Genomic DNA, 12,099 nt, shown 5'->3' with positions numbered 1-12,099 from the left:
TCGAACCCGCACCCTCTGGGTGATCCATCAAACGCGCCCCTCACGGCCATCAACACCATGATTTATATCGGAAATATTGAGATCCTGACAGCAAAATCAGCGATTTACTTGGGGAATGTGGGATAAAGCTACACAATCCGGCTATGCAGATATTTCCCTGGAACTGAGGCTTGATTTCTGAGATTTAATCCAGGAATTATGTACAAAATCCTGTGACGTCTCGACAGGGGTAAGGAATCAATGCGCTTCAATGAAATCGGCCAGCAATTGCGGGCCTACCGAATGGAATCCGGCCTCAAGGCCGAGGAGATCTCGGCGCGCCTCGGCGTTTCCCGCGCGGCGCTTTACCGGTATGAAAAAGGCGAGGTCATCAAGCTCGACACGGTCAACCGGCTGGCGGAACTTCTGAAGATTTCTCCGCTGACATTGCTGGGCATCGGGGTCGAATATTATGCCAAGCCCGTGGGCTATGCCGAGCGGCTGCGGCAGATCGAGGAAACAGCGGACCAGATTCTCCAGGTTTTTGGCCCCATCTGTTATCTCATCACTTCCGACCAATATGACGCGGCCCTCGCCCAAATGCTGGAGGGGTACGCCGAATCGATGGGAGCCGACAAGCTGGCCGCCCATGCCGCCGCCGAACAGCTCATGGGGGTGATGATCGCCCGCAAGCAGATGTATCAGGCGCGTAAACCCTCGATCATCGGCATTCTCACGGTCGCGTCGATCCAAAAATTCCTGAACGAGGGCATCGCCCCCACCGCCAACGTGCCCGACAAGCTGCGCGCCCTGGCGCGCGAAGCGGCTCGGCGTGAAGTGGAGCTCATCGCCAACTTGATGGAAAGCGAGCCGATCGGCTTGCAGCTTGGCCTGATGGCGCATGGCGAACCCAACGGCCCCTTCACGCTGCTGCGTTCTCGTGAGCGCGCCACCTTGGCCATCAACCCCTTCCCCGCCGATTCCCCTCCCAACATCCAGTCCGGGGTGGCCATGATCACTGGCGCCGAAGATGCCGTGGCGGCCCATCAGCGCGTCTCCGAACTAACTTGGCGCGAGGCGGTGAAGGGAACAGCCGCGGCTGAGCGTGTCCGCGCCCTAATCGCGGCCGCGCGCGGCTGATGGCCCCGCTGATCCAGCCAGCAGCCTTGCTGGCTTGCCTGGGCCAGCCAGGGCTGGCCGTGCTGGACGCCACGTATTTCCTGCCCAATGAGGACCAGAACGCCGCCGAGACTTTCACCGCCGCCCATATTCCCGGCGCGCAATTCTTCGATGTCGACAAGATCGCGGACCAGGCTTCCAGCCTGCCGCACATGCTGCCCAGCCCCGAAGACTTCGCCAGCGCCATCGCCGCCATGGGTATCGGCAATGAAACGCATGTGGTGGTCTACGACCAGCGGGGTATTTTCTCCGCTCCGCGCGTGTGGTGGATGTTCCGTGTCTTCGGGCATGACAAGGTGCAGGTGCTAGATGGCGGCCTGCCCGCCTGGATCCAGGCGGGCGGCGCCACGCAAGCCGGCGCGCCGGCCGCCACGGCACCCGCCAGCTTCCAGCCGGGCTTCAAGCCGGACATGGTACGCTCGATCGAGGATATGCATACCAATCTGCAAAGCCGGGCGGCCCATATGCTTGATGCCCGCGCCACCGCGCGGTTCCATGCGCACGTCGCGGAGCCACGGCCGGGGATGAGAAGCGGCCATATTCCCGGCGCCATCTCCCTGCCTTTTGGCGCGCTCCTGGAAAATGGCCGTTATTTGCCACCCGAGCGGCTGCGCGATATTTTCGCCGCCGCCGGAATCGATGGCGGTAAACCACTCATTGCCTCCTGCGGCTCAGGTGTGACCGCCTGCGTGCTGGCGCTGGGGCTGGTACAGGCCGACTTGCCGGAAGCGGCGATTTATGATGGCTCTTGGGCCGAATGGGGCGCGCGGGACGACACGCCCATAGAGGTGTGAATGGTTCGTAAAATCGAGACGGCCCTGGTTCAGGCTGGACGGGCGCCGGTCCGGCAATATGGCTTCGTGAATCCGCCGCTGAAACGCGGCTCCACGGTGTTGCATGCCAACGTGGCGGCCAAGAAAGCCGTTGGCCAACGCGCCGCGCTGGAGCCCGTGGAAAATTACGGCGTGATGGGCAGCGAAACCCATTTCGCCCTGGAAGCCGCGATCGCCGAGATCGAAGGCGGCACGCGCGCGCAGGTCACCGGCAGCGGGCTCTCCGCCATTACCGTGCCGCTACTGGCTTATCTGAACACGGGCGAGCATCTGCTGGTGCCGGATTCGGTTTATGGGCCCACCCGCACGTTCTGCGATACCATGCTCACGCGCTTTGGCGTTGAGACGACTTATTACGACCCGATGATCGCCCCCAAGGCGCTGGAAACATTATTCCGCCCCAACACCAAGGTGCTGTTCACCGAAAGCCCCGGCAGCCATACGTTCGAGGTACAGGACATTCCCGCCCTGGCCCAGGTGGCGCATGCCCGTGGCGCCAAGGTGTTTCTGGACAATAGCTGGGGCATTCTGCACTTCGCCCCGTTCCGGCATGGGGTGGACGTGTCCATCCACGCCCTCACCAAATATCCCGGCGGCCATTCGGACATTATCCTGGGCGCCGTGGTGGTCAATTCCGATGAGGATTGGCGCTGGCTGCGCATGGGCTCCCTACAGATGGGCAATTACGCCAGCCCGGACGATTGCTGGCTGGCGCTGCGCGGCTTGCGCACCATGCATGTGCGCCTCAAGGCAGCCGAAGCGGCGGGCCTGAAAATCGCCACCTGGTTCGCCTCCCGGCCGGAAGTGGCGCGGGTGCTGCACCCGGCCTTGCCGTCTTGCCCCGGCCACGAGATTTTCAAGCGCGACTTCACCGGCGCCTGCGGATTGTTCGGCGTGGTGTTCAAACCGGACCATTCCGCCGATGCCGTGGTACGCATGATCGACGCGCTGCAAATGTTCGGCATCGGCGCGAGCTGGGGTGGATTCGAGAGCCTGGTGCTGCCCACCACCGGCGCCATCCGCCGTTCCGCCGGCACCGGCCAATTCGAGGGCGAGGCCGTGCGCTTCCAGATCGGGCTGGAAAATATCGACGAGCTGATCGCCGATCTGGAGCAGGGGCTGGCCGCGCTGCGGGGCGCATGATCGCGCTGCCTCCCCTTCTCGCCGGTTTTCTCGGCACTGTGGGGCTGGCCTTCATCATCGGGCTGGAACTGCACGCCTATCGCCGCCGGGGCGAGGCCGCGCTGGAACCGCGGGCACAAGGGTTCGGCACCACCCGCACCATCACGTTGATCGCCTCCCTTGGCTTCGTGCTTTGGGTCATCGCGCCGGTGACCCCTTTCTGCGTCGGACTCGGCGTGCTGGGGCTGGCGCTGATGCTGGATTACCGCAAGCGGGTCAGGGCGGGCGACGCATCGCTGGTGCCCACGGTGATCGGGCTGATCGCCTATGCGCTCGGGCCGCTGATCCTCACCGCGCCGCTGGCGGTGATCGCCGCCCTGGCGGTGCTGGTGCTGCTGGTGCTGGGCGAGCAGGTGCAAATCCGCCGCTTCTCCGACGCCTTCCCGACCGAGGAGGGCGTCACGTTGGCGAAGTTCCTGGTGCTGGCCGGGCTGGTCTATCCATTACTGCCCAGCACCTCGGTCCCGCATCTGGCGGGTATTACCTGGGCCAAAATCTGGGCGGCGGTGCTGGTGATCTCCGGCATCTCCTATCTGGGCTATCTGGCGCATCGCTATCTGTTCCCACGCGCGGGAACCTTGCTCACCGGCGTGCTGGGCGGGCTTTATTCCTCCACCGCCGCCACGGTGGTGCTGGCCCGCTCCGTCCGGGCCGAACCGCAAGCCGTGGCCTTCGCGCCTGCGGCGGTGATCATCGCCACCGCGATGATGTATGCGCGGTTGCTGGCGCTGATCGTTCTGCTGGGGCACATGGATGCGGCACTGGCTCTGACGCTGCCGTTCGGCGGACTGTTCGTGGCGTCCCTGGCGGTGGCGGGGGCACTGGCCTGGCGGGCGCGGGGCGCGCAAACGCGGATGCATGCGCCGGTCAGTTCCAACCCGCTGGACCTGCCGGTGGCTTTTCTGTTCGCGGCCCTGTTCCTGCTCTTCGCCGCGGTCACGCAATTCGTGACCGCTCACTTCGGCGCGGCGGGGCTGCATATATTGAGTTTCGCCGTCGGGTTCTCGGATATCGACCCGTTCATACTCTCATTGCTGGATGGAAGATTCTCCGTGAGCGCCGGAGCGGTGACCGGGGCCGTGTTGATCGCCAGCGCCAGCAACAATCTGCTGAAGGCGGTTTATGCGATGCTTTTTTCGCGCAACCGCCAGATGCTGCCCGCCGCGGGCTGGCTTTGCGTCACGGCGGCGATTTCATTCGCCCTGGCGCTGGGCTGAGTTTTCAGCCCGCGTTGGATCACGACGCTTTCGGCATTGCCCATTTCCAAGCCACCTCGCTCAACCCATTGAAAATATTCGCGAATTTTGGCGTCTTATATAAAGCGCTTCCCCATAATCTGGCTCTTTTTGTCAAGGAGAGCCAGATTCCAGAACAGGTTCCAGGCTTTTCAGAGAGGCTTTCGCAACGGCCTAAACCACCGTCGCGCCATGCCAGATGGCTGGCGGCGCCACAAAGCAAGAGCCGACATTATTGCGCCATTCCTGAAAAGCGGGCGATTCACGGAATGTGACCATGTGCGCCTCGACACTTTCCCACTGCACCATCAGCAGGAATTTCGTGGGCTCCTCCACCGAGCGCTGCAACCCCATGCCAAAACACCCCTCCGCCGCCAGGAACAAGGGCCGGCTTTTGGCTACCCCTGCGATGAAAGCCTCTTCCATTCCGGGTTTGATTTCGATCTGCGCGAATTCCGTGACCATGTTCACCCTCCTATCGTTTTCGCACGCTGCTCGCCCAGCCCCTGCACGCCCAGCCTCAGGCTCTGGCCAGGACGCAGAAAAACAGGCTCGGGCTTCTTGCCCATGCCGACCCCGGCCGGCGTGCCCGTCGCGATGATATCCCCAGGATATAAGGTAAAAAATTGTGAAACATAAGAGACGAGCCTCCTCACGCCGAAAATCATGTTGGCGGTGGTGCCGTCCTGCATCATCTGGCCATCCACCTCGCAAAACAGCTTGAGCGCCTGCGGGTCGGGCACCTCGTCCTTGGTGACGAGATACGGGCCAACCGGACCGAAACGGTCACAGCCCTTGCCCTTGTCCCACTGTCCGGCACGCTCTGTCTGGTAGGCGCGCTCGCTGACATCGTTCACCACCGTGTAGCCGGCGACATAATCCAGCGCCGCCGCCTCGGACACATGCGAGGCCTTGGCGCCGATCACCACGCCCAGCTCCACCTCCCAATCGGTCTTGCGCGACCCCGGCGGGATGACGATGTCGTCATACGGACCGCAAAAAGCCGAAAGCGATTTCAGGAACAGAATGGGTTCCTTTGGAATCCGGCCGCCGGTCTCGGCCGCATGGTCGGCATAATTCAGCCCGACACAGACAAAATTCAACGGACGCGGCACGCACGGGCCAACACGGTGCGCGGCCTTGAGCAGGGGCAGCTTGGCCGAATCCAGTTTTTGCAATTGCGCAAGCCATTCCAGACTGACCGGCTCACCGCCGATCTGCGCCAGCGCATCCTCCAGCGTGCGAATACCGCCGGCCGAATCCAGCATGCCCCATTTTTCCTGACCTTCATCCCCATAGCGCAGCAGCTTCATTCTTTCTCTCCTGGGTCTGCCGCCTTCGGCGTTCAGCACAAAGCTGGGTGGCGAACATGCGGCGTGTCAAAATGCACGTTTCATACTACCGATGACGGAAAGTGTCAGGAGAGGGTCTCTAGCCATATGCCGCTCTATGTATTGCACGCCAAGGACCGGCCCGGGGCCTTGCAGCTGCGGATGGATCATTACGCCGCCCACCGCGCCTTTCTGGAAGGACAGGACGAGGCCGGGCTGGTCAGTGTCGTCATGTCCGGCCCCTTGCAAACCGATGACGGTGAAATGATGACCGGCTCCCTGCTGCTGCTGGAAGCGCAGGACCGCGAAGCCGTCGACCAGTTCGTGGCGGAGGATCCGTTCACCCGCGAAGGCGTCTGGGGCGAGGTCAATGTCTCTCGATTCTATCGCCGCAGGACACCGGGGCGGGCCAGCTCCGGCGGCAGGTAGCGCAGGCTCCGTCGCCCGTATCCTGGAACAAGCCATTAAAAAGGCGATATTATACTTGCCAAACCCACAACAAAATCTGGTATGATACAACCTCACCGAGTCGTGGGGATGCATGGACACGTATCAGTTATTGAGGGCGGCGGTTTTGAACCGGCAGCAAGCGCAGTTTTATTACGACGGCCATTTGCGGGTTTGCTGCCCCCATGCCGTTGGCATGAGAGACGGGAAGCGCCGGGTTATGGCATTTCAGTTTGGCGGTGGTAGCTCGAACGGCCTGCCGCCCGGCGGACAATGGCGGTGCTTTGAGATCGTCAAGATTGACGGCTTGGGTGTTCAGGATGGCCCTTGGCATACAGGCTCAAGTCACACCAGACCAAACTCATGTATTACGATTGTTGATGTAGAGACACGCGGCTAGGCATACTCTCGCTCGACCATGGCGCCCTGGTATTTCCAAACGGCATATTCATGCGCCCGCGTTTGAGCGTCAGGGCCGGAGAAGATCGTCACGTCAACTGACCCGTCCCCGTCTATATCATTGGCCTCTACGGTCCAAGTCACGGGAATTTCATCGTTTTTAACGATGATAACTGAGCTTTTCATGTCGCCTCACTCGCTTTCCGGTGGATTCTTTAACGTAGCATTTTTCCCCGGTGGTTGGGCAAGCTTTTTCAGCTTCTCATCAAACGCAGCCTCGCTCTCGTCCACCTCAAGCTGGCGGGCGGCTTCTTTGAAGCGGTCTAACTGAGCGGATTCTAAGTCTTTAGCTGGCGATTTGTTTGACATGTTTCTCAACTTTGTCGATCACATCTAATTGGCCGCCACCCCATGCGCCCATCTGAAGGTCGCTGTTTATGGCTTTTGATCTTGTCTGACGAGATATTTTTGTAAACTCAGAATCCTCAACAATCAAAAACGGGACTACATTGCTTACAGATTTCAGTTCTATTTCCTTAGAAAACAAGACAGCTTCTAGGGCCTTCGCTTCGGTCGTTCCGGGGAAAATAGCAGCCATTTTCCCGCTCCTATGACGAACGACGATGTCAACGACATAATAGCTTAACGCGCTGATTGGAGCTTCATTAACTTGAACACTATCTACGCCAAAGCGTTCCACCAAAGCGGCGATTAAGTCATCTCTAAATGTACTCGCCGTCCTTGTTCTTGCAGTTAACAAGAACTCTTGAACCCTCAACATGAATTCCAAAAATGAGATGGCCAACAGCCCGGAACGATCTTCATGGACGTAATCTGTATAGAACAAGAATTCGTCCTGATCGAACTTTACACCGGTGCTGGCGAGCATGTCTTGGAGCATTTCAAAGCGAGCGCCCGTAGTTATATCGACGCCCGCTCCCTCAAGCTCGGATACTGTCAGACCATCATCCTCAAAACGCAAACCTTCTCTTGAGGTTCTGGCATAGAAAGCAAGAAAATCTCCGCTATGCCAACGAAATGGAGTTTTGATTGAGAACCCTATAGGAACTTCTCTTATAGTAAAATTCTTGCAGAACGCTTCGCATAGGCGATCATGGAGGTTCATATAAATCCTCCTTGAGCTGTGAAGCCGAAGCGCTCTGCGGCTAACGTCACGGCATCAGCTTGACGAATTTCGAACCTAGTAGAACATTCTGAATTTTCTGATCTAGGCCAAACCCTCATGCTAGCATTGTCACGAAGAACGCCCGGGAAAATATTACTCACCTCACAAGGAGAGACGTGGCAGTGCCAATCTCTGTGCGACGTATGAAGTTCGTGATGGCAAATCACCAACATGCCTCTTGGGTCATCCATACCCAAAATGGCTTGGTAATATTCCTTTCCTACATTTAGGCGGATTAGGACACGAAAATGACGGTCTAAGGCATCAAACTCTACCAAACGCCAAGCCCATTCGTTGCCCGCCTGCAATCTTGATACGGACTTCAATGGGAATGATGAGCGCGGCACCTTTCCGGTGTTCCACGGATGTAGTTCGGTGTTTCGCTTAGGGGCGCGTATAATTTCAGCAATACGCATATCTATACCCCCTTTAGGGCGCGAAGAAGTCAAGCCGTCGATATGTCAGCCTTTTACCCACGATACCCTTCAACGCTCCCTCTGCGCGAGCGCTATCACAGAATCCCAGCTTTGCGCGCCGGTTATACCTGAAATCGAATTCTGCAAGGTAGCGATGAAGATGCTTCTCCGCACAGTGCTGGTACACGCCTTTCATGCCGCGTTTGAAGATGCTGAAATAGCCTTCAATCGTGTTGCTATGTACGTCACCGCGCACGTATTCGCCCCGCCCATGGCGAGTGAACTCATGGCTAGCAAAGTGTTGATTAACCTTATGGTATTGCCCAGCTTCATCGGTCATGATCGCCGTTTCCTTGGCGATATTGGCCTTAAGGATCGGCATAATGTCATCTGTGCTAGTGCCATCAACATGGAAGGAGCGCACCGTACCACCGCGCTCAACCAAGGACAGGACGGCGCGCTTATGGCTATAACCACGGCGCTTCATGGCACCCTCTTTGCGACCGATAAAAGTCTCATCCGCCTCAACCACAGCGCCCAGGCCACCTAAGGGCTCTAGCCCTCCAGTGCGCATGGCCTCACGGATACGCTGGCTCATGAACCAAGCCGTCTTAACGGTCACATCCAGAACGCGGGCGAGCTGGTTGCTGCTGATACCCTTCTTGCTGGAGCACATCAGGAACACGGCCTGGAGCCAAACATGCAGCTTGACATGGCTGGCCTCGAACACGGTGCCGACAGTCACGCGGGACTGCTTACGGCAGGCGTAGCACTTATAGAGGCCGGGGCGCGTGGCTTTACCCGCAAGGCGCTTCATCTTCTCCATGGTGCCGCAATGCGGGCACACAGGACCGTGCGGCCAAACGATGCTTTCCAGCTTGGCGTAAGCGGCTTCTTCATCTTGGAAGTAGGGGGCGTTGAGGATGCTCATGCCATAACCCTACATGTTGTGGGTGGGTTTGGCAAGTATAATATCGCCATTAAAAAAGGCCGGTCCTTGAGGACCGGCCTTTAGCATCTCTTTCGATGCCTACGTTTCTTGGCTCCCTAAACTTGGCGGCTGACATTTGCTGCCCCGTTCACCGGCCTGTCCCATTATGGAGCATTTCGGCGGCGGTTATATATGCCACGCGCGAACTGTGGCGGAAAAATGTCCGGCACGCAAGTCCTCGAATGATCTTTTTTGCAGCCTTCCACCCGCGACCAGAAGTTTTTTTCATCTTGAGGAAAACATGTCCCGTTTCACCCCAGGAGCCGCAGCAATGCCCGCGTGGCGGCGCGCAATTCCTCCGCCGCCTGGGTGGCTGGTCCAGCCTCAGTCACGCCCAGCCCGTCCGCGAAGGCGTTGGCATAGGCCACACGGTTCGCCAGGGCGGTGGGCAGCAGGGTCAACCGGCGCGCGGCGATTTCCGCCTCCAGCCGCTTCCGCAAGCGTGAGGCCGCGGGGGCGCGGTTGAACAGCAAGGCCGCCGGGCGGCGCTCCTCCGCCGCCAGTTTCAACGTGCCCTCCGCCGCCCAGAGGTCCGGCGGCGCGGGGTTGAGTGGCACCAGCACCAGATCCGCGCCACGAATCGCCCTCCTGGCGTCGCTGTCGATCACTGGCGGCGTGTCCACAATCACATAATCATGGGAAGCGCTCAGCTTTTCCAGCTCATTGGCCAGGCGCCAGCCCGAAATGGCCGACACCTCCACGCCCGGCCCAGCCTTGGACGCTCCCGCGCGCAGCCGCCCCCAGGCGCTGAGACTGCCTTGCGGATCGATGTCCAGCAGCGCCACGCTGCCCTCCTCCGCCAGTGCCGCACCGAACTGGGCGGCGATCATGGTCTTGCCCGCACCGCCTTTTTGCTGTGCAACCGCGATAATCTTTCCCATCAACAGCCTCCTGCTAGGGTTCAGTAAATGGCATATTCTTTTGAACGGCCAGAGAATTTTAAGGAAGCGCTGCTCACCCCGGCGCAGATGAGCTGGGCGGACGGGCTGGCTGGCAATGGCGCGGCACTGATGGAGGCCGCCGGGCGCGCGGTGGCCCGCGACATCATGCGCCGCTGCGGCAAAACGCCGATTCTGGTGCTGACGGGGCCCGGGAATAATGGCGGGGACGGCAAGGTGGCGGCGCGCTATCTGGCATGGGAAGGCTGGCCGGTGAAACTGCGCGATTTCCGCGAGGCCGTGCCGGAGGACGTCTCCCGGGCGGGACTCGTCATCGATGCGATCTTCGGCGCCGGGCTGTCCAGAGATCTTGACGACCATACCGTCGCGCTGCTGCGGGCCGCGAAGCGGCTCGTGGCGGTGGACGTGCCCTCGGGGCTGGACGGTGCCACCGGGCAGATACGCGGTTTTGCCCCGCAAGCCGAATTCACCGTGACCTTCGCGCGCAAGAAACCCGGGCATCTGCTCTTTCCCGGCCGTGCCCTGTGCGGGGAGGTGCTGCTGCGCGACATCGGCATGCCGGATTCGGTCATCGGCCAAGTCGGGCCGGATATTTGGGAAAACGGCCCAGCCTTGTTCACCCTGCCGGGGCGCGCCGCCACCGGGCATAAATATAGCAACGGCGATGTCACCCTGCTCTCCGGCACGCTGCCGGGTGCTTCAAGGCTGGCGGCCATGGCGGCGCGGCGCGGCGGCGCGGGCATGGTGAGCATCGCCGCGGCGGATGCGGCCCCCTTGCCCGAGGCCGGGATCATTCTGCGCCACGAAACGCTGGATGAGTTGCTGCGGGATACGCGGCGCGGAACCTGGGTGGTGGGACCTGGCCTTGGCGTGGCGGCCGCGAGCGCCGCGCTGGACAAGCTACGCGCGGTGGGAGGGCTCACCATCCTGGCGGACGCGGACGCGCTGACCGCCTGTGCCAGCGCGCCGGAACGTTTGCGTGGTGTTGCCGTGATAACCCCTCATGCGGGGGAATTCGTCCGGCTGTTCGGAGCCATCGGCCCAGACAAGGTCGCGGCCGCGCGACGCGCCGCCGCGTTGACCGGCGCGGTCGTGGTGCTGAAGGGAGCGGATAGCGTGATCGCCGCGCCGGACGGCACCGCCGCGATCAATGCCAACGCGCCGCCATGGCTGGCCACCGGCGGCACGGGCGATGTTCTGGCCGGGTTGACCGCCGCCCTGCTGGCGCGCGGCATGGGCCCCTTCCCGGCCGCCTGCGCCGGGGTCTGGCTGCATGGCGCGGCGGCACAGGCAGCCGGGCCGGGCATGCTGGCGGAAGATCTACCCGCCTTGCTGGGTAGGTTGGCGCAAAACTCCCCCCTGGCTCCAAGCCCAACTTTGCCCTGAAACCGGGAGATTTCCTATTTTAGGACAGCCATCCAGCCCTATTTTTGCCTTAAATGAGAAAAATTTTATCACAAATCCAGGGGTTTTAGACCTGGAAATGCCTTGATCGGCCCTCATTATCCTTTCATCGAAAGGAGACGCAGTCATGCGCTTTACCAAAACCCTTCTCTCCGGCGTAACCGCCCTGGCTCTTCTGGCGGGCCCGGCGCTGGCACAGCCGGCCCCTGGCCAGGGCCCTGGCCAACAGCAGCAGCATGGCGGCCAGGGCGGGCAGCCCCCCCATGGCGAGCCTCAGGGCCAGCAAGGCAAGCCCGGCAACATGGGCGGGCCGCAAGGCCATCCGCACGGCCCGACAGGCCCGCATGGCCAATGGGCCCGCGGGGATTATTATAACGGGCATCGGCATGTGGTCCCGCATGGCGACTGGAACCGCTATCATCTGCGCCCGCCGCCGTCCGGCTATGAATGGGTGCGCTCGGGCGATCAGTTCGTGATGATCGCCATCACCAGCGGCATCATCGCCAGCATCATCGCCGGGTCCGCCTACGGCTATTAAGGGCATCGGCGCTTGGCGCCATGGACGCCCACTCATGTTCCCCCGCCCTGTCTGGCGGGGGAACGCATTTTACGGCAACC

General features: G+C 60.8%; 15 protein-coding genes. 7 read left to right on the top strand and 8 right to left on the bottom strand.

The annotated features are described in order from the left end of the window. Positions 1-240 precede the first annotated feature (240 nt). The 4 genes from AB7D48_RS15185 to AB7D48_RS15170 are packed head-to-tail and all read left to right on the top strand — an operon-like array spanning position 241 to position 4,390. Positions 241-1,119: a helix-turn-helix domain-containing protein gene (locus AB7D48_RS15185; protein ID WP_427980822.1), complete on the top strand. Its 879-nt coding sequence runs from the start codon at positions 241-243 to the stop codon at positions 1,117-1,119. Next, positions 1,119-1,952, top strand: coding sequence for a 3-mercaptopyruvate sulfurtransferase (gene sseA / locus AB7D48_RS15180; protein ID WP_427980820.1), 834 nt, complete (start codon positions 1,119-1,121; stop codon positions 1,950-1,952). The genes AB7D48_RS15185 and sseA overlap by 1 nt, the downstream gene beginning before the upstream one ends. Then, positions 1,953-3,134: a cystathionine beta-lyase gene (gene metC, locus AB7D48_RS15175; RefSeq protein WP_427980817.1), complete on the top strand. Its 1,182-nt coding sequence runs from the start codon at positions 1,953-1,955 to the stop codon at positions 3,132-3,134. Beyond that, complete coding sequence (locus AB7D48_RS15170; protein WP_427980815.1) at positions 3,131-4,390, top strand: MgtC/SapB family protein; 1,260 nt, start codon at positions 3,131-3,133, stop codon at positions 4,388-4,390. The genes metC and AB7D48_RS15170 overlap by 4 nt, the downstream gene beginning before the upstream one ends. 192 nt (positions 4,391-4,582) lie before the next feature. Here AB7D48_RS15170 and AB7D48_RS15165 read toward each other — a convergent pair whose 3' ends face one another. After that, entirely contained in the window at positions 4,583-4,873 is a 291-nt protein-coding gene (locus tag AB7D48_RS15165; RefSeq protein ID WP_427980812.1) for an antibiotic biosynthesis monooxygenase family protein, read from the bottom strand. A gap of 2 nt (positions 4,874-4,875) precedes the next feature. Continuing rightward, a complete protein-coding gene (locus AB7D48_RS15160; protein WP_427980810.1) occupies positions 4,876-5,721 on the bottom strand; it encodes a fumarylacetoacetate hydrolase family protein in 846 nt (281 codons plus the stop codon). A gap of 126 nt (positions 5,722-5,847) precedes the next feature. Here AB7D48_RS15160 and AB7D48_RS15155 point away from each other — a divergent pair, with 126 nt between their 5' ends. Next, the gene (locus AB7D48_RS15155; protein ID WP_427980807.1) at positions 5,848-6,168 is read left to right on the top strand and encodes a YciI family protein; all 321 of its coding nucleotides are present in this window, start codon (positions 5,848-5,850) and stop codon (positions 6,166-6,168) included. 414 nt (positions 6,169-6,582) lie between these two features. Here AB7D48_RS15155 and AB7D48_RS15150 read toward each other — a convergent pair whose 3' ends face one another. The 6 genes from AB7D48_RS15150 to parA form a co-directional block, all read right to left on the bottom strand. Beyond that, positions 6,583-6,771 (bottom strand): hypothetical protein, encoded by a 189-nt coding sequence (locus AB7D48_RS15150; protein WP_427980804.1) that lies wholly within the window; start codon positions 6,769-6,771, stop codon positions 6,583-6,585. A gap of 6 nt (positions 6,772-6,777) precedes the next feature. Next, positions 6,778-6,954, bottom strand: coding sequence for a hypothetical protein (locus tag AB7D48_RS15145; protein WP_427980802.1), 177 nt, complete (start codon positions 6,952-6,954; stop codon positions 6,778-6,780). Next, positions 6,932-7,711, bottom strand: a complete 780-nt coding sequence (locus AB7D48_RS15140) for a DUF1828 domain-containing protein (RefSeq protein ID WP_427980799.1) — start codon at positions 7,709-7,711, stop codon at positions 6,932-6,934. The genes AB7D48_RS15145 and AB7D48_RS15140 overlap by 23 nt, the downstream gene beginning before the upstream one ends. Next, positions 7,708-8,187: a hypothetical protein gene (locus AB7D48_RS15135; RefSeq protein WP_427980797.1), complete on the bottom strand. Its 480-nt coding sequence runs from the start codon at positions 8,185-8,187 to the stop codon at positions 7,708-7,710. Before AB7D48_RS15135 ends, AB7D48_RS15140 begins: the two co-directional genes overlap by 4 nt. A gap of 13 nt (positions 8,188-8,200) precedes the next feature. After that, on the bottom strand, positions 8,201-9,118 hold the full coding sequence (locus tag AB7D48_RS15130; RefSeq protein WP_427980794.1) for an IS1595 family transposase: 918 nt from the start codon (positions 9,116-9,118) through the stop codon (positions 8,201-8,203). A gap of 311 nt (positions 9,119-9,429) precedes the next feature. Beyond that, positions 9,430-10,059, bottom strand: coding sequence for a ParA family partition ATPase (gene parA, locus AB7D48_RS15125; RefSeq protein WP_427980792.1), 630 nt, complete (start codon positions 10,057-10,059; stop codon positions 9,430-9,432). Between the two features lie 27 nt (positions 10,060-10,086). Here parA and AB7D48_RS15120 point away from each other — a divergent pair, with 27 nt between their 5' ends. Both AB7D48_RS15120 and AB7D48_RS15115 read left to right on the top strand, forming a co-directional pair. Next, positions 10,087-11,463 (top strand): NAD(P)H-hydrate dehydratase, encoded by a 1,377-nt coding sequence (locus AB7D48_RS15120; RefSeq protein ID WP_427980790.1) that lies wholly within the window; start codon positions 10,087-10,089, stop codon positions 11,461-11,463. A gap of 145 nt (positions 11,464-11,608) precedes the next feature. After that, entirely contained in the window at positions 11,609-12,019 is a 411-nt protein-coding gene (locus AB7D48_RS15115; protein ID WP_427980788.1) for an RcnB family protein, read from the top strand. The last annotated feature ends 80 nt before the right edge of the window (positions 12,020-12,099 follow it).

It is taken from the genome of Acidocella sp., from assembly GCF_050253495.1.
Classification (GTDB): Bacteria; Pseudomonadota; Alphaproteobacteria; order Acetobacterales; family Acetobacteraceae; genus Acidocella.
Note: the sequence above shows the minus strand (reverse complement) of the source record. Positions and strands in the feature narration are given on the sequence as shown.

What these genes read in the sequence shown, in the direction of transcription:
- AB7D48_RS15185 (WP_427980822.1), top strand. Translation starts at nt 241, where the DNA reads ATGCGCTTCAATGAAATCGGCCAGCAATTGCGGGCCTACCGAATGGAA.
- sseA (WP_427980820.1), top strand. Translation starts at nt 1,119, where the DNA reads ATGGCCCCGCTGATCCAGCCAGCAGCCTTGCTGGCTTGCCTGGGCCAG.
- metC (WP_427980817.1), top strand. Translation starts at nt 1,953, where the DNA reads ATGGTTCGTAAAATCGAGACGGCCCTGGTTCAGGCTGGACGGGCGCCG.
- AB7D48_RS15170 (WP_427980815.1), top strand. Translation starts at nt 3,131, where the DNA reads ATGATCGCGCTGCCTCCCCTTCTCGCCGGTTTTCTCGGCACTGTGGGG.
- AB7D48_RS15165 (WP_427980812.1), bottom strand. Translation starts at nt 4,873, where the DNA reads ATGGTCACGGAATTCGCGCAGATCGAAATCAAACCCGGAATGGAAGAG.
- AB7D48_RS15160 (WP_427980810.1), bottom strand. Translation starts at nt 5,721, where the DNA reads ATGAAGCTGCTGCGCTATGGGGATGAAGGTCAGGAAAAATGGGGCATG.
- AB7D48_RS15155 (WP_427980807.1), top strand. Translation starts at nt 5,848, where the DNA reads ATGCCGCTCTATGTATTGCACGCCAAGGACCGGCCCGGGGCCTTGCAG.
- AB7D48_RS15150 (WP_427980804.1), bottom strand. Translation starts at nt 6,771, where the DNA reads ATGAAAAGCTCAGTTATCATCGTTAAAAACGATGAAATTCCCGTGACT.
- AB7D48_RS15145 (WP_427980802.1), bottom strand. Translation starts at nt 6,954, where the DNA reads ATGTCAAACAAATCGCCAGCTAAAGACTTAGAATCCGCTCAGTTAGAC.
- AB7D48_RS15140 (WP_427980799.1), bottom strand. Translation starts at nt 7,711, where the DNA reads ATGAACCTCCATGATCGCCTATGCGAAGCGTTCTGCAAGAATTTTACT.
- AB7D48_RS15135 (WP_427980797.1), bottom strand. Translation starts at nt 8,187, where the DNA reads ATGCGTATTGCTGAAATTATACGCGCCCCTAAGCGAAACACCGAACTA.
- AB7D48_RS15130 (WP_427980794.1), bottom strand. Translation starts at nt 9,118, where the DNA reads ATGAGCATCCTCAACGCCCCCTACTTCCAAGATGAAGAAGCCGCTTAC.
- parA (WP_427980792.1), bottom strand. Translation starts at nt 10,059, where the DNA reads ATGGGAAAGATTATCGCGGTTGCACAGCAAAAAGGCGGTGCGGGCAAG.
- AB7D48_RS15120 (WP_427980790.1), top strand. Translation starts at nt 10,087, where the DNA reads ATGGCATATTCTTTTGAACGGCCAGAGAATTTTAAGGAAGCGCTGCTC.
- AB7D48_RS15115 (WP_427980788.1), top strand. Translation starts at nt 11,609, where the DNA reads ATGCGCTTTACCAAAACCCTTCTCTCCGGCGTAACCGCCCTGGCTCTT.